This is a genomic window from Arenibacter arenosicollis (assembly GCF_014397245.1).
GTDB lineage: Bacteria > Bacteroidota > Bacteroidia > Flavobacteriales > Flavobacteriaceae > Arenibacter > Arenibacter arenosicollis.
In genome coordinates, this window is the sequence record NZ_JACLHY010000007.1 from 1 (window position 1) to 17,738 (window position 17,738).

The 17,738-nt window shown below is 39.1% G+C and carries 9 protein-coding genes and 1 tRNA gene; 9 read left to right on the forward strand and 1 reads right to left on the reverse strand.

Translation table 11 applies throughout. From position 1 onward, the window contains the following. Positions 1-266: 266 nt before the first annotated feature. A tRNA-Ser gene (locus tag H4O18_RS08795) sits at positions 267-351 on the reverse strand. Between the two features lie 109 nt (positions 352-460). On the opposite strand from H4O18_RS08795, the gene H4O18_RS08800 reads away from it, so the two are divergent. The 9 genes from H4O18_RS08800 (at position 461) to H4O18_RS08840 (ending at position 17,704) form a co-directional block, all read left to right on the forward strand. Next, entirely contained in the window at positions 461-1,219 is a 759-nt protein-coding gene (locus tag H4O18_RS08800; protein ID WP_187583595.1) for a sulfite exporter TauE/SafE family protein, read from the forward strand. A 13-nt stretch (positions 1,220-1,232) separates the two neighbouring features. Continuing rightward, entirely contained in the window at positions 1,233-1,865 is a 633-nt protein-coding gene (locus H4O18_RS08805) for an NAD(P)H-dependent oxidoreductase (protein ID WP_187583597.1), read from the forward strand. A 56-nt stretch (positions 1,866-1,921) separates the two neighbouring features. Beyond that, positions 1,922-3,127 (forward strand): DegT/DnrJ/EryC1/StrS family aminotransferase, encoded by a 1,206-nt coding sequence (locus H4O18_RS08810; protein ID WP_187583599.1) that lies wholly within the window; start codon positions 1,922-1,924, stop codon positions 3,125-3,127. Between the two features lie 214 nt (positions 3,128-3,341). Beyond that, positions 3,342-6,410, forward strand: coding sequence for a SusC/RagA family TonB-linked outer membrane protein (locus tag H4O18_RS08815; RefSeq protein WP_187583601.1), 3,069 nt, complete (start codon positions 3,342-3,344; stop codon positions 6,408-6,410). 17 nt (positions 6,411-6,427) lie between these two features. Further along, complete coding sequence (locus tag H4O18_RS08820) at positions 6,428-8,086, forward strand: RagB/SusD family nutrient uptake outer membrane protein (protein ID WP_187583603.1); 1,659 nt, start codon at positions 6,428-6,430, stop codon at positions 8,084-8,086. A gap of 139 nt (positions 8,087-8,225) precedes the next feature. Continuing rightward, a complete protein-coding gene (locus H4O18_RS08825) occupies positions 8,226-10,280 on the forward strand; it encodes a glycosyl hydrolase 115 family protein (protein WP_187583605.1) in 2,055 nt (684 codons plus the stop codon). A gap of 10 nt (positions 10,281-10,290) precedes the next feature. Further along, the gene (locus H4O18_RS08830) at positions 10,291-12,597 is read left to right on the forward strand and encodes a GH92 family glycosyl hydrolase (protein WP_246474152.1); all 2,307 of its coding nucleotides are present in this window, start codon (positions 10,291-10,293) and stop codon (positions 12,595-12,597) included. A 109-nt stretch (positions 12,598-12,706) separates the two neighbouring features. Then, positions 12,707-16,765 carry a hybrid sensor histidine kinase/response regulator transcription factor gene (locus tag H4O18_RS08835; RefSeq protein ID WP_187583607.1) on the forward strand — a complete coding sequence of 1,353 codons (4,059 nt, stop codon included), beginning with the start codon at positions 12,707-12,709 and terminating at the stop codon, positions 16,763-16,765. A 150-nt stretch (positions 16,766-16,915) separates the two neighbouring features. Beyond that, a complete protein-coding gene (locus tag H4O18_RS08840) occupies positions 16,916-17,704 on the forward strand; it encodes a 3-keto-disaccharide hydrolase (RefSeq protein ID WP_187583608.1) in 789 nt (262 codons plus the stop codon). The last annotated feature ends 34 nt before the right edge of the window (positions 17,705-17,738 follow it).

A 17,738-nucleotide genomic window follows, 5' to 3' on the forward strand; every position in this document is an offset into this window, starting at 1 on the left:
TCGGCGGAATCATTCAATGCAAAAATAAAAGCTTTTAGAGCGCAATTCAGAGGAGTCAAAAACGTAGAATTCTTCCTTTATAGATTGACCACAATATTTGCATAAACACAACAATTGTTCTTGATCCAAAATCAAATTAAAAATTACGCACCGAATACCGCACCTTTTTTATGATATTTTATGGTTTTATTTGATATTTTGGGAAATTAAAAAAGCCCGAAAACATAATGTTTACGGGCTTTTAGTGGAATTTGCGCAATTCCCAGCGGAGAAAGAGGGATTCGAACCCCCGGAGGTGTGACCCTCAACAGTTTTCAAGACTGCCGCATTCGACCACTCTGCCATTTCTCCTTAGCGGGTGCAAATATAGAAACCTTTTTATTCTTTTTAAAAGAAAAAGGGAATTTTATTTAATTATTTTAATAATGTTAGATTCTAGTGAAGACCTTATTTTTGCCCAATGGAAGAATGGTACCACTATGTGCTTTTGGCTTTGGTAGGTTTCGCCGTGGGAGCTCTTAATACCTTGGCTGCCGGTGGTTCCCTTCTAACTTTGCCAATGCTTATCTTTATGGGCCTTCCTGCCAGTGTTGCGAACGGCACCAATAGAATAGCCGTCTTAACGCAGGGACTTGCCAATGTGGCCGGATATAAAAGCAAGGGGAAGGAGATTGCCAGTCCATTTATACTGTATCTCTCCATAGTGGCAACCGCGGGTACCCTAATTGGTTCCAAATTAGCGATCGACATTAATGACACCGCATTCAATAAAATATTGGCCATAGTAATGGTCCTGATCGTTCTTGTTATGGTTATAAAACCAAAAATTCATATTAACGATTTTGAAGAGCTCATAACCGGGAAACGGCAATTCTGGGCCATAGTTGCGTTTTTCTTTATTGGTATATACGGTGGATTCATTCAGGCGGGAACCGGAATTTTTGTATTATTGGTATTGTCCTCCATCAATCACCTTACCTTAATGAAGTCGAACGTTATTAAGGCCGTTGTTATGGTAGTATATACCAGTGCAGCTTTAATACTTTTCGGGTTGAACGGCAAATTGGATTGGGAAATAGGGTTAACTTTGGCCTCAGGACAAACGCTTGGTGGATGGCTCACCAGCAGATGGTCTGTGGACAAAGGAGACGGAATTGTAAAAATTCTATTGATTATAGTGGTCATTTGTATGTCCATTAAACTATGGTTTTTTAATTAAAAGAAAATTAGCTTTGGATATTATTAAGAAATTGGAATGGCGTTATGCAGTAAAGAAGTTTAATCCTGACAAGCTCTTGCCAGAAGAAAAACTCGATAAATTGAAACAAGCTTTTAATTTAACGGCCACATCATATGGTTTACAACCTATTAAATTATTGGTGGTAAACAATAAAGCCCTACAACAGAAACTGGTCAAATTTTCTTATGGTCAAAAGCAAGTGGCAGAAGCATCGCACGTTTTTGTTATTTGTATTGAAAAGCAAATTGACAAGAAATTTATTCATGATTATTTCGCCAGGGTACAACAAATAAGAAATACTTCGGATGAAGTACTTGATCCCTTCAAGGGGGCATTGGTCGAAAGCTTCTCTAAAAAGGAAAGGGAAGAGGTAAGGGGTTGGGCCACCAATCAGGCTTATTTGGCCTTGGGAACTCTATTGACCGTTTGCGCCTTGGAAGAAATTGATGCCTGTCCCATGGAAGGGTTTCAGCCAAATTCCTACGACGAGTTGTTGGGACTGGACAAACTTAAACTGACTTCGGTTTTAGTGCTTCCCGTTGGATATAGGGCAACTGATGATATGTTCGCAACTCTAAAAAAAGTGCGTAGAGATCTTGATGACAGCATCATCCACATACCCTAGTCACACTATAAAATTCAATAAATCATAAAACATAAATCATAAATAAATTTTAAAATATGCCAGGATTTGAGCTTTTTGGAGATAAGGAACGTGAACAGTTAAATGACGTATTGGATTCAGGAGTATTAATGAGGTATGGTTTTGATGGCATGAGGAATGGTCATTGGAAAGCAAAAGAATTGGAAAATGCCCTGGAAAAACGAATGCAAGTCAATCACGCACAACTTGTGAGCAGTGGTACAGCCGCCTTAACAGTTGCTTTGGCCTGTGGAAAGGTAGGGGCAGGGGACGAAGTTATTTTGCCCACGTTTACCTTTGTTGCTAGTTTTGAAGCTGTCCTTTCCGTTGGTGCTATTCCCATTTTGGTAGATGTGGACGATACACTTACCTTAGATCCCGCAGCAGTTGAAAAAGCCATTAGCAGTAAAACCAAAGCAGTGATGCCTGTGCATATGTGCGGATCTATGGCCGATTTGGCACCATTAAAAAGCATATGCGACAAACATAACCTAATTCTATTGGAAGATGCCTGTCAGGCCATTGGTGGTAGCTATGAAGGAAAACCTTTGGGCAGCTATGGAGATTTGGGATGTTTTTCGTTCGACTATGTAAAGACCATTACCTGTGGGGAAGGTGGTGCTATTATCACCAATAACAAAGAATATTATAAAAGTGCCGACCAATATTCCGATCATGGCCATGACCATATTGGAAAGGATAGGGGAGCGGAGGACCATCCCATTCTAGGGTATAACTACAGGATTTCGGAACTACATGCTGCGGTTGGTCTGGCACAAATTGAACGTTTGGATGATTTTATAGCCACCCAGAAAAAAAATTATTCCGTTTTAAAAACGGCCTTGGAAAAAATCCCTGGAATTAGCTTTAGACGGGTCCCAAAAAATGGTGTTGAGAACTATTCCTTTCTCAGTTTCTATCTGCCAACAGAAGAAATGGCCAGAAAGACAATCAAGGATTTTTCTGAAAATGGCGTGGATGCCTGCTTTTATTGGTTCGACAATAATTGGCATTATTACAGAAAATGGGATCATTTAAAAGACCTTAATAGCCTCAATGGTTTTTCCAAAGAAATTAAAGATGGACTTCCTAATTATGAGGTTTCAGATTTCTCCAAATCCGATCATTGGGTAAGTAGAAATATATCCTGTTTGATCAAATTGGGATGGACAGATGAGGAGGTTACTTCAAGAACCAAAAAAATGGTAAATGTTCTCCAGAATATTGTCGTCAGTCAGACATAATTAACTCTTAAATTTTTAACATTTCAGGTTTCAAATTGGCAATATGCCTTAAAAACATATTCATAATTCACTTTAATTAACATCATAAAAGAGGGCTCAACGCCCTCTTTTATTGGTTTTGATCAATTCCTCCATGTATTTGGAAAATATGTCCATTCCTTCACATTTCTTTAACATTAATTTAGCAACAGATAAAAAACAAACTCAATTAAACATGAAGAAACTTAAATTTTTGATACTAGTCTTTCTGATGGGTATCACATCTGTTTCCTGGGCTCAGACTAATGTGACGGGAACAGTAATGGACGAGCAAAACGTTCCGCTCCCAGGGGCGAACGTAGTAGTAAAAGGCACTACCAATGGAGTGGTGACAGACTTTGATGGAAATTTCTCCATTAATGTCAAAGATGCTAAAGCGAGGTTGGTGGTATCCTATATAGGGTATGTGGCTAAGGAATTTACCTTGGACGGTTCATCCAATTACACCATAACCCTTGCTGAAGATGCTACTGGTCTTGAAGAAGTTGTTGTTATTGGATATGGTTCGGTAAAGAAAAGTGACCTAACCGGAGCGGTTGCCTCCTTAAATACAGAGGCATTGACCGAACAGAAAAAAACTGATATCGGCCAGGCTATGCAAGGTCGTGTTGCTGGTGTAGATGTAAGGGCCCTTAGCTCCAAACCCGGTGCACCACTTTCAATAAAAATTCGTGGTAATACCGTTATCACCAACAATAATGCTGGTAGAGATGGTGTTAGTGACAACCTGGAAGACGATTTATCTAAACCTCTATACGTGGTTGATGGTGTGTTTTTTGAGGATATCAATATTCTTAATCCAGCGGATATAGAGCAAATGGATATTCTAAAGGATGCTTCAGCTACAGCTATTTACGGTTCACGTGGCGCCAATGGTGTGGTTATAATTACGACCAAAAGTGGTATAGAAGGAAAGACAGTATTCTCCTATGAATCTACTTTTGGTTTACGTTCCGCCACTAATATTCCAGATATGTATTCCGGTGATGAATATGTAGCTTTTATAGATGACCTTTTAAAGGCCAGAGCTTGGCGTGGACTTTTCTCCAATGGTAATTTTGGAACGGTGGACGACTATAACAATGCAGTTATTGATCGTTCTACGGAATTTCAGTCTTCCAATGAAGAAGCTAATAACGTGGCCACTGGACGGTATACCGATTGGTTGGGCGATTATAGAAAAACAGGGATTCAGACAAGTCACACCCTTGGAATGTCTGGTGGTAGCAACGGATTAACGTATAACGGATCCCTAGGGTACCTTAGTGACGAAGGAGTAATGGGCATTGAAGGTTACGAGCGTTATAATTTAAGCGCATCCCTTTCAAAAAAGGTGACCGATCAACTTACAGTTGGAGTAAAAACCTATTTGGCACTTTCTGAAAGGGAAGAAGGAAGTAGGGAGTTATTCAGAAGTACTTTCAGATTGGCCCCAACCGTAAACTCTTTTGACCCCGAAGGAGAGGTAATCCTATTCCCGGATGATCAAGATCAGCGTTTTGCCAATCCTTATTATGATGCAACTGGTGCTTGGAGGGTAAACACTAAATCGTTAGATGTTATTGCCAATGTATATTTGAATTACAAACCGGCAAGCTGGATCAATTTTAAGACTCAATTCGCCCCCAACATCAGCACTACAAGGTTCGGGGAATACAGAGGCTTATACACTAAATCTTCAAGAAACGATGCTAGTAGGATACAATCTCACTACGATTCCCGATTTAGAACTTCCTATACTTGGGATAATATAGTGGATTTTGATTTTGACTTCTTCAACGGACATAATTTAAAGACCACAATTATTTCCTCCCTATACTATAACCAAAATGAGGGAAGTGATATACAGACCAGGAATTTTGATACGGATGCCTACTTGTTCTATAATACACAGGCTGGTACCGATATAAGGGATTATGGTAGTTTTTACGGTAAGCAATCCTTGGCTTCATTTGCAGGGAGATTAAACTACAATATCCAGGACAAGTATCTATTTACCTTCACAGGTAGGTATGATGGTTCATCCAAACTTTCAGTAGGCAACAAATGGAACTTTTTTCCATCTGCAGCATTTGCCTGGAGAGTTAGTGAAGAAAATTTTATGGAGTCCGTAGACTGGATCAACGATCTAAAATTGAGGCTTAGTTATGGTGAATCTGGTAATGACACCACGGTTCAACCTTACAGTTCACTTTCTTTCTTGAATAACACCAACTACTTGTTCGGTGATGCTCAAGGTAACGGAAAGTCAGTGGCTGGATTATCGAATAGTAATTTAACATGGGAGATTTCTAAGGAATATAACTTTGGATTGGATTTTGCCATGGTCAATAACCGTGTTCGACTTGGGTTTGAATATTATAACAAAGAAACCGAAGGAAGTATTCTTGACAGACAATTGTCATCTATAACCGGATTTGGTAGTGCTGTAGGTAATTTTGGATCTGTCCGCAACAAAGGGATAGAGCTTACCTTGAACACCGTAAATGTAAGAACAAAGGACTTTTCTTGGAAGACCAGTATCAACTTTTCCAAGAACACCAACGAAATTTTAAAATTGGATGGCGATTTGGATGAGATTCCTTTCGGAAGTCACGGAGTCCTAAAAATTGGAGAAGCCGTTGATGCGATCTATGCATATGATAAAGTAGGTATATGGCAATTGGACGAGGCCGCGGATGCAGCTGTATATAATGCAGTTCCTGGTCAATACAAATATGTGGATCAAAATAATGATAACTTGATCAATCAGGACGATCAGGTAGTTTTAGGTTCCATTTCACCAGAGTGGACCGGAGGTATGACCAACAGTTTTGCTTACAAGAATTTGGACTTTAGTGTACAAATGTATACAAGACAAGGAGTACTGGGACATTCTGAATTTTACCAACATTTTGCACCATATCAAGGTGATGATGGAAAATTCAATAAAGTGGATTTAGATTATTGGACCCCTAACAATCCGGATGCAAAATACCCAGCTCCAGAATACGGGCACCCAGGGGAGTGGTATTTTGAAAATTTCGATTTTGTTCGTATTGGTAACATCGGTCTGGGATATAATTTTTCAGATAGCCTAATGGACCAATTTAATATGTCTAGCCTACGTTTGTCCTTGGATGTTCAAAACCCATTTACATTTACAGACTATAAAGGACCGGACCCAGAAACGGGCTTACAGAACTCCTACAACATGACATACTCGGTTAAAACCGTATTGTTTGGCTTAAAACTTACCTTTTAACTTATAAAATATTCAAGATGAAACTGATAAAAAACAAAATATACGTTCTGGTTTTACTGGGAGTATTCATTGGCCTCAGCGCCTGTGAAAGTTATATTGAAGAAGATATTTTTTCCGATATAACCAGTGAAAACTTTATAGATGAAAATACGGCCGATCAATTGGTAGTAGGTATCTACTCCAATTTGCGAAATGTATACAAGGATTACGGTCTTCAATTTTTAGGTACCGATATTTTTACGAGTAAGGGAGAAGTGTTCTCTTTTTCTTCGACCAATGATTATTTCGACCTAAACTCCGGAGTCGGAGGAAGTATGTGGTCCCGTAATTACAATGTAATCGCCAAGGCGAATACAGCTATTAATCGCTATGAAAATGAAATTAACTTTAGCGATTCCAGACTGGATGATAAAGCCTATGGCATTGCTCAGGCTAAAGCTTTAAGGGCATTGGCATTTTTTAATCTAGCACAGCAATACGGTGGGGTAGTTTTGGAATTGGATGAACCTAATAGTATTCGTTCCGATTATGCCAGAAGTACAGAGCAAGAAACTTATGCCCAGATTATAGCAGACTTGGAGGCCGCTATTCCAAATTTAATGGATGCCCCGCAAACAGGTCGATTTTCCAAAAGGGCAGCACAACATTTGTTGGCGGAGGTTTATTTAACAAGAGCATATTCTTCTTTTGCCGATTCTTCGGATTTTGCAACGGCTGCGGCCTTGGCAGAACAGGCAATTGGCAATTATGATATAAGAAGTCAGACTTTTGACCAAGTTTTTGACTATGGAAACCAAGTAAACCCGGAGATACTATTTGCCATACAATACGGAAATTCTGGCGATGCAGCGGATAGAAATAACAATAAGCACTCCATTTTCCTGAACAGTGTTAACGATTATCCTGGAATAGCTAGAACCAATCCTTATGGAAGAAGTGATTTTGGTGCAATGCCAACCCCATTCTTTTACTCTTTGTTCACCGATAATGATGATAGGGAGCAAGCTACCATGCACAGAGCTTTAATCGCAAATGAAAGTGTGACCTACAATTCAGATTTTGGAACCGACCTCATTGTGCCTGGCGACACTGTGATATATTATCCAAAGATTGCACTTGATGCGGCAGAGTTGGCAGATAAATTAAATAGATATTATGTATATCAGCCAGATCAATATTTATTCGGTGTACCTGCAAATGTTGATGGAGCTATTTACCAATACAGTTCAAACCTTAACCGTACGAATTTCCCAATATTTAAGAAGTTTGGCGATGTAGATTTTGATGAATCCGAAGGAGGTTCGCGCGATACCTTTGTATTTAGGGTTGCAGGAACTCATTTATTGGCCGCAGAGGCTCATCTAGGAGCAGGTAATACTACCCAAGCCCTATTTCATATCAACCGTGTTCGTGAAAGGGCTACTGGCGTTGCCAATGCTTATGCCACAGTTACCATAGATGATATTTTAAACGAACGTGCTTTGGAATTGGCCGGTGAGGCAAATCGCTGGGCGGTATTAAAGCGTACTGGGAAACTTCAGGAACGTATTGGACTATACAATCCACATGTAATAGATCATGGAGCCTTTGATCCAAGTATTCATTTATTGAGACCTATTCCTTCAGGGGAATTGGAACTTTCAGATGGCTCATTACAACAGAACCCAGGTTACTAAAATTTTACAGATTAATTAGTTAGTTTTTTTTTGAGTTAGTTCCCCCTTCAAAAATGGGCAGGTTAATTCGCCTGTCCATTTTTATTAAAAATCAATGAACAATTCCCTTAGGGATAGTATATTTAACAGCAGAATTAAAATGATCAAAATCTTCCATATAATACCAAGAAACATTTGGTGCCTATTTTTAGGGATGCTGATACTGTCATCCTGTTCCAGCCCACAAACGGAGCATTATTATTTGGTGGTGGGAAATAAAGCAAACGAGGTAGAAATAAGTACTGCCGAAGATTTAAAGTCAGACCTATCAAAAGTGCTCGAACTGGAAGGCCGTATAATTTCCGATATTGATAATATTCCAAAAGGCACACCTACATTTATTTTGGGCACTCCCAAATCCAATAGTCTTATAGCCAGCTTGGTTAAAAAGAAAGCCATAATTCTTTCTGAAGATAATCCGGGACCAAGGGGAGGCATATGGCACAGAACAAAATTGAAAAATAAGCAGGAGGCCATTGTTCTCGCCGGATCGGATGTACAAGGTTTTCAGTACGCCGTATACGACTATTCCAAAGAAATTTTGGGTATTGACCCTCTTGAATATTGGACAGGAAAGAAAGCTTTAAAGAAAACGAACTTGGATTTGGTCAATTTTGAAAATCGAAGAATTGCGCCTCCCAAAGTTCCCATTCTATGCTATTTCGAAAACGACGTGGATGAACTGGCCAATTACAGAGGCAAATTATTGGAGTACGACTGGGAAAGTTATACCCAAATGATCAACTCCCTTGTTAGACTACGTTACAACGCCATCCAATTTTTTGATATGTTGGGACGACCGGAATTTTTTATTCGTCCGGAATACAAAGAGCTAAATCCAAATTATCAAATAGACATAGAATATCTGGATAAGATGATCGACTATGCCCACCGAAAAGGAATGAAAGTTCAGATAGATTTCGCTTTGGGATATCAAATTCATCCCATGTCTGAGGACAAGGCTACCTGTTGGAGGGATTATAAAGAGGAGTGGGTAAAGGCTTGGAAGTATTATTTGGAGGAGACTCCTCTAAAAAAGACAGACATATTTATACTGAGACCTAGACACCAGGTATGGGATTGGGAATATGAAAGTACTTGTGGCGAGAATAAAATAGAGGTCTTCAATGACGTGTATAAGGTGTTTGGCGAATTGGTGGATCAATACAAACCCAATGCGGATAAGGTATTGATCTGTTATTCCGATGGCATGGAGATGTGGAACGACGGATTTAGGCCTCCAAAAGATTGGATAGTGGCCTGGTCCGATGATGGTTTTGGCAACTTTGAACATTTGCCCAATACCACCGATGGCTACAATTTTGGAACTTATATGCATGCCGGTTTTTGGTTGAACCACACTGTACACAACCCATACCCTGAGACAGTGGAAACGGTAATGAAAAATATGTTCCAAGAATATGGTGCGGATAAATATTGCCTGGTAAACGGACAGAATTTTAGGCCATTCCTAATTAATTTGGAAGCCTATAGTGCTGTTTGTGAAGATCCCGACAGTTTTAATTATGACGATTTCTATAAGCAATGGACCAAAAGATATTTCAAGGAAAATCAGCGAGAATCTGCCATAACCTCAATGAAATTGCTGCACCAAGCTCAAGAAGGAAGAATAGGTTACGTACAGCATTTATGGGAAATACGGGAGGCTATTTCATACCTGTCGGATTCCCCAATTCAAAGACCTGGGAAAACTCCGGTACCACATGATTTTAAAAGGGTTGAAAATGACCTGGTGCATGTGAAAAAAACTCAGAATTATATTCAACAATCTCTGGAGGCAGCCGAAAAAGGACTGGATAAAAAAGACTTGGAAGCTGATTTCTATTACTCATATGTCTATCTGCCAGCTCTTCTTTACAACGACCTAATCTCGTTTGAAGTCACATTACATAATATGGCCTTATTGAAAAAACAATATGAGGATACTGGAAAAAAAGTATACATAAAACAGGCCTTGGACCAATGGCTTGAGATAAATAAAAAATTAGAGGTCATTTATCAAAATAGGAACGTAGGGGACAAGGATATAAAATGGGACAAGTGGTACTCACCACAAATCCGCAGACCAAATAATGGCTTTCCTACTATAGAAATGCTAACCGCAATTAAAGTAAATTTAGAGGCTAAATTATAAAAGTGTACATATGAAAAAGTTTTATTCGGGACTTATTATAGGATTACTAACGGCAATGATGTGCTACTCCTGTAAAACGGAACAAGCACCTTCCCAAAATTTAAGTCCAAATGCTACATCAGCTGTAGATTTGGTTTATCCACATCTCGATTCCGAGAACTCTAGGTGGTTCTTTTTTTCCTCGGCCTCCAGACCTTTTGGCATGGTGAATTTAAGTCCAGACACAGAACTTAAGGGTGCATGGGGTAGTGGATATAGATATAAAACAGATACCATTAAAGGATTTAGCCATGTGCACGGTTGGCAGATATCAGGGCTTTCGGTGATGCCTGTAAGTATTACCCCTGAAAACAAGACTACGATATACAAAGATTTTTATTCCAAATTTAATCACGATGCGGAGAAGGTTTCTCCTGGTTATCATTATGTGGAAATGGAACGCCAAGGGATAACCGCGGAGCTCACCAGTACCAAAAGGGTGGGATTCCACAAATACTCCTTTCCAAAAAATGGAAGTCCGGCAATACTTTTTAACCTTAACACCCTTTTGGGGCCTAATGGAAATGTAAATGGGACCTTAGAGAAAATTGGAAACAAAACTCTTTCCGGAGAGCTGGAAATGACCCCAACCCATAGGCGCCCAAAACCCTTCAAACTCTTTTTTAAAATAGAATTGGACTCGGAAATCAGCGCTATTGCTCAAGACCCGGATACCGGTAATTATTTAGTCTTCACAGATGAAAATAACCGGAATGTATTAATGAAAGCCGCTATCTCGTATACTTCCACTGCAAATGCCACTACCAATATGGATTCGGAATTAAACCACTGGGACTTCCAAAAGGTGGTGGACGATTCCAAAGCGGAATGGAATGGGTTTCTGGGTAGAATTAAAATTGAAGGAGGTTCAGAAACACAACAACGAAGATTTTATACGGACCTATGGCACGCCTTGCAAGGTAGAAGGGTAATAAGTGACTTTAATGGGGCCTATCCCGATAATACGGGAGATAACTTAAGAATAGGGCAAATACCCTTGGATGCATCCGGAAAACCAAAATTTAATCATTACAACTCCGATTCCTTTTGGGGTGCTCAATGGACCATTAATACGCTGTGGGGGCTAGCTTACCCCGATATTATGGAAGATTTTGTTCATTCGCTTATTCAATATTATAAAGACGGTGGTTTAGTTCCACGAGGACCATCAGGCGGTAATTACACCTATGTTATGACTGGTGCCTCGTCTACTCCTTTTATAGTTAGCGCCATACAGAAAGGAATTATTAAGGAAGATCTTGAAGCAATATATCAGGCTTTAAAGAAAAACCATATGCCAGGAGGAATTATGGAAAAGGCCGGTTATGAACACAAAACGGCCCTTGGTGGAGGATTTAAGTATTATTTAAAAGACGGCTACGTACCTTATCCGATTCCCGAAGGTAAATTTGGTGGACATCAGGATGGCGCAAGCCTTACCTTGGAGTACGCCTATCAAGACTGGACTTTAGCCCAATTAGCTGAAAAACTTGGTCATAAGGACGACTATGATATGCTTATGCTTCGTTCCAAGAATTATAAAAATGTGTTTGATAAGGCTGTGGGCTGGATGAGGCCCAAGGATGTGGATGGTGTATGGTTCAAGAATTATGACCCTTACGAACACGAACACGGATTTATAGAATCCAATGGAGCACAATCCACATGGTTCGTACCCCATGATATTGGCGGCTTGGCAGAACTAATGGGCGGTAAGGAAAAGGCTGTGGAAAAGTTAAACGAACAATTCGAGACTGCAGAAAAATTAGGATTTGCGGCAGGTAATTCGCATGCACAGGAATTACACCCGGAATATAGACGTGTTCCTATTAATTACGGAAATCAACCGTCCATTCAAACTGCCTTTGTTTTTAATAAGTTAGACAGGCCCGATCTTACACAATACTGGTCGAGAAAAGTGGTAGGCAAAGTATTTAGCGGCCTCTCACCGGCAACAGGCTATAATGGAGATGAAGACCAAGGTCTTATGGGAAGTTTGGCAGTGCTAATGAAAATGGGTCTTTTTCAAATGAACGGAGGAACGGAAAATGATCCGGTTTATGAATTGGGCAGTCCTCTTTTTGATCGGATAGAGATTAGTCTTCATCCCGATTATTATTCGGGAAAGACGTTTTCCATAAAATCAAAAAATAATGGTCAGGACCAATGGTCCATAAAAAATGCCAGCCTGGACAATGAGGTATTAAATGGTTTTTCTGTTAAGCACTCACGAGTGGTAAAAGGCGGAGAACTGGAATTGGAACTTGGAGGGGAGTAAGCCCTCCTAGTTCTGCTATGCCGCAAATTTAAAAAAGGCTTCAATTTTAGTGGCCAAAGCAAGTGGTCCTTAATTAGCGTATCTTGCAATAAATTAAAATCGTTTTCCTTTGAAAGGCATCATTAGCCATATTATACTTTATATTTTTTCAATTTGGGGTCTGTTTTCGCAGACCATCCAGTTTGAACATTATAATGATGCCAACGGACTTTCGCACAATTCTGTAAGACATATTGTCCAAGATAAAAATGGTTTTCTATGGTTGGGTACTTTTTCTGGTCTAAATAGATTCGACGGATATCAGATTAAATCCTTTATGAGTTCTTCCTCAGTTGCCAATACCATCCCCAATGATGATATCACAGCCTTGGAATATGACGAAGAATCCAATAATTTATGGATAGGTACTCGGAATGGGTTAACCTTGTTGGACATCGACACCCAAGAATTCACTACTTTTTTACCAAACGCCAAGGACGCCCATAGTTTACAGGACCATGAAATACGGTCCGTACATATAGATCGTTTTAATCAAATTTGGGTGGGTACCAAAAATAAGGGACTTTTTGTATACCATCAGGATCAACATATTTTTGAAAAAATAGAATTACAAGGTTTTGAGTATATCAAAGAGATCTTTGAGGATTCCAAAGGCCAACTATGGATTGGAAGTTACGGAACGGCCGGAGTGGCCAAAATTACTTTGGACAATGTGGGAAACCCTGTAAAAATAGACACTTACACCCTAAACGTTCCTAATTCAAAAGAAATTAATCCCTACGTGAATTTTATCTATCAAAATTCCAATTTGGATATTTTTGTAGGTAGTAGACAAGGTTTATACAAGTTCAATGAAGAATCCAACCAATTTACAAACTTATATATAAAAGATGTAAAAACTAGGGACAAACTGGGTCCTTATTTCATCTCCATTGCTCGAGCACCGGACGGCAAATACTGGCTGGGTACCTTAGGAGGTATTTTGGTCGTGGATAATCTTGAGGACATCACGGAAGAAAATTACGAATGGTATTATTCGGAATTATCCAATAGTGACTCCCTAATAGATGATCTTGTATATGAACTTTATTTTGATGAGTTGGGCTTGTTGTGGATAGGAACCGAAAACGGTCTGGATAAATATGACCCCTTTAGCAATCAATTTAGGGTAAATAAGGGCATATCCAAGTATTTGGATAATCAGGTACCGCGAATTAGAGGTTTTTCCAAAACTTTTGATGACAAGGTGATTGTGGCTACTAGGCACAACGGACTATTTGTGGTTGAAGATGATAATTCCTGTTCGTCCTGCCAAAGGGTATTATCCTTACACCAAAGTGGCCATGATATTGCCAGTATATTTTCCACAAATGGTATAATATTTTACTGTGGACTATGGAACGGAAAAATTTTGATTTATGATTATCCGGCCAATACTTCAAAAGTCGTTGAAATTGGTTTAGGTACAGCACCTATATTGGCATTCGCCAACCTTGGTAACAACCAGATGGCTATTGGCTCACATGGAGAAGGGTCCATAATTTTCAATACGGAACTGGACCTACCAGAAAAATCCGAGGGTATTCTGCTATCTTCCCGTGAAATAAATCAGATTGCTGTAGATTCAATAGGATCACTTTGGTATGCTACACAAACAGGAATCATAAAGTATGACCCCCTAACCAATAAAGCAAAGGTATACAATCCAAATTTGGAAGGTAAAACTGGATTGTCGCATGGAAATGTAAGTGATGTAGCTATTGATCGTTCAGGAAACATATGGGCGGCCACTAGAAAAGGCCTGGACTACTACGATTCCAGTTTGGATAACTTTATACCTGTAATGGAACCCAAAGATTTAAATGGTACCTGGATAACGAATGTGGTTACGGACAATAAAGATCATTTGTGGCTAAACATGAATAATAACCGTTTGGCCAGGTACAATACAGTTTCGAAGGAACTAAACATGTACTATACGGATAGTGGAAACAGGTTGGATATATTTAGTTCCAGAGGTTTTTATTACGCCAGTGATGACCATATGTATCTGGCAGGGAAGGACGGAATCATAAGCTTTTCCCCAAAAAACCTTAAGGACAATGACAAATCCCCCCCTCCTGTAATCACTGATATTCGAATACAGAATAATGAAATTGAGGTAGGAGATGTACTCAATGATCAATTAATTCTAAAAGAGGACATTAACAAGGGGCGGACATTGATTCTAGAACATGATAACAAAAACTTTTCACTAACCTTCTCACATCCATCCTATACTAATGAACGTTTCAACAAATACAGCTATAGGCTAGTGGGATTTGATAATCAGTGGACCACTGTAGATATAAGACAACGAACCGTTCAATACACCAATCTTTTTTTTGGGGACTATGGCTTTGAGGTAAGGGCTATGAATAGTCATGGCGTCTGGAGTCCTATTTCCACTTATAACATAAAAATTCTTCCTCCATTCTGGTTAACCTATAAGGCGCTCTTACTGGCTTTATTAGTTATTTCTGTAGTGTTCTATTTTGTGAGGAAACAAATTAGGGCCAGATTAATTCTAAAACAGGAGTTGTTGTTGGAAAAGGTAAAAAGAGAACGGGATGAGAAACTGAACAATGAAAAACTTAAATTTTTCACCAATATATCGCACGAGCTAAGAACCCCTTTGACCCTCATATTAGGTCCCGCAAAACAATTGATTGAGGAAGGAAAAGAATCTGGCAACCAATTCCAGCAAAGCCGGTTCAATCTAATCCACCAAAATGCCAACAGACTTTTAAACCTAGTGAATCAAGTACTTGATTTTCGTAGGGCACAATCGGGTGAATTACTATTGAAAGTCACTAAAACCAATATTTTTCAACGAACTACAAATACTTTTAGATCTTTTCAGGAACTGGCAGATGATAAGAAAATCAACTTTAATATCGTCTGCGACAATCAGGATATAGAAGGCTATTTAGACTGGGACAAGTATGATAAGATACTGTACAATTTATTATCCAATGCATTGAAATTCACCCACAAATATGGACACGTAGACCTATTTGTAAATACGCATCGGGAGAACAATCAACAAAAATTGGTAGTAGAAGTCAGCGACGATGGTATTGGAATTCCCAAAGAGAGTCAAGCAAAAATATTTTCTAGATTTTTTCAAGCCTCCAATAGTAAGGAAAATAATACGGGCTCCGGTATTGGTTTGTCCCTGGTAAAGGCATTGGTGGAATTGCACAAGGGTACCATAGAGGTAGAGAGTGAGCTAGAAAAAGGCAGTACTTTCACATTAAAAATTCCTATTTCCAAGAAAGCCTATTTAGAGGATGAAATTTTTGAGGTGGTAAAGCCCGATACTCCAGAGGCATCTCCCCAACTAATAACAGCTAAAAAGATAATTCAAAGTACCCACCTAAAAGAAAGGATACTAATCATTGAAGACAATGTTGAATTGCGAAATTATTTAGTGGAGTACCTTTCGGACCATTACAAGGTTTTTGAAGCGGAAAATGGTAAAGTGGGCCTTGAACAATGTAGAAAAGTAAAACCTGTACTATGCATAGCCGATATTATGATGCCGGAAATGGATGGACTGGAATTCTGTAAAATATTAAAGAACGATGACGATATAAGTCATGTACCCGTTATTTTATTGACTGCACTTTCGGACAGTGATGATAAAATTCGAGGGTATAGCAGTGGTGCCGATGGGTATTTGGTAAAGCCCTTTGAACCTTCCTTGTTAAAAACGAGAATTGAGAACATCATAAAATCGCGAATGGAGCTGAAAAATAAATTTTCAGGAGAAGTGGAAAGTGAGGTTACCACTTTGACACACTCGCCCGCTGATGAACTGTTCATGGAGAAACTCACACAATTGATCGAAGATGATATGAGTAACCTGGAGCTTAATACCTCCTTTTTGTGTCATGAATTAGGCATGAGCTCTTCCAAATTATACAGAAAAATTAAGGAGATAACTGATTTGGCTCCAAATGAATTTATCAGGACCATTAGGCTTAAAAAGGCGGCACATTTACTAAATACCAAAAAATATAATGTCAGTGAGGTAACTGGCCTAGTAGGATTTAACGACCCTTTATATTTTAGTAGATGTTTTAAAAAGCAATTTGGTTACCCTCCAAGTAATCTCATCAAGTAAAGTTGTCAGATATTTACAAAATGCCGGGTTACCAAATAATTCACTTCAATAAAGGAAACATATCCAAACCCTTGGATATGTTTAAGTAATATTGCTATATTTAGTATTCAAATAATTTACGTAATATTTACGTTTAAATCCTTTAGTAATATGAATTCCAAGACTATTTTCCTTTTCCTATTAGCTATTTCTTTTTCTTTGCAAATAGGAGCACAAAACAAACATATTAGCACTCCTCCCGAAGTATCACCTATGCCCATGAAGGCAGAAATGACAGAAATATGGGAGCCAGAAGTAAGTGTAGTGACTCCTGCAAAAACATTGGGAGACGCCCCTTCGGATGCTATAATTTTATTTGATGGCACAAACTTGGATCAATGGGTAAAACAAAAAGATAATGCACAACCTGCTCCATGGAAAATTGTAGACAATAACCATATGGAAGTAGTTCCAGGTTCTGGAGGTATAAGTACAAAGATGAAATTTGGCGACTGCCAGATTCACATAGAATTTAGTGCTCCGGATGTGGTGGAAGGTTCAAGCCAGGGTAGGGGCAATAGCGGATTATTTTTGCAGAACAGATATGAATTGCAAATATTGGATTCTTACAATAACCGCACCTATAGAAACGGACAGGCAGCCAGTATTTATAAGGATCATGCACCCTTGGTAAATGCCATGCGCGGTCCATTGGAATGGAACACTTACGACGTAATTTATACGGCTCCTAGATTTAAAAAAGATGGCCGATTGGATGCCAAAGCGAGGATTACGGTTCTACACAACGGTGTTCTAGTACAAAATAATGTAGAGATTAGCGGTAACACCTATTATATTGGTTTGCATGATTATCCATCTCCCCATGGCGATGATGTACTTTCTCTACAGGATCACGGCAACAAAACCCAATTCAGAAACATCTGGGTAAGACCCTTGTAGGTCGGAACTACCTTGAGCCAAAATAAAATGCCGA

Excerpts from the sequence above, each read along its gene's own strand:
- H4O18_RS08810 (WP_187583599.1), top strand. The coding sequence starts at position 1,922 with ATGCCAGGATTTGAGCTTTTTGGAGATAAGGAACGTGAACAGTTAAAT.
- H4O18_RS08830 (WP_246474152.1), top strand. The coding sequence starts at position 10,291 with ATGAAAAAGTTTTATTCGGGACTTATTATAGGATTACTAACGGCAATG.
- H4O18_RS08815 (WP_187583601.1), top strand. The coding sequence starts at position 3,342 with ATGAAGAAACTTAAATTTTTGATACTAGTCTTTCTGATGGGTATCACA.
- H4O18_RS08840 (WP_187583608.1), top strand. The coding sequence starts at position 16,916 with ATGAATTCCAAGACTATTTTCCTTTTCCTATTAGCTATTTCTTTTTCT.
- H4O18_RS08820 (WP_187583603.1), top strand. The coding sequence starts at position 6,428 with ATGAAACTGATAAAAAACAAAATATACGTTCTGGTTTTACTGGGAGTA.
- H4O18_RS08800 (WP_187583595.1), top strand. The coding sequence starts at position 461 with ATGGAAGAATGGTACCACTATGTGCTTTTGGCTTTGGTAGGTTTCGCC.
- H4O18_RS08825 (WP_187583605.1), top strand. The coding sequence starts at position 8,226 with ATGATCAAAATCTTCCATATAATACCAAGAAACATTTGGTGCCTATTT.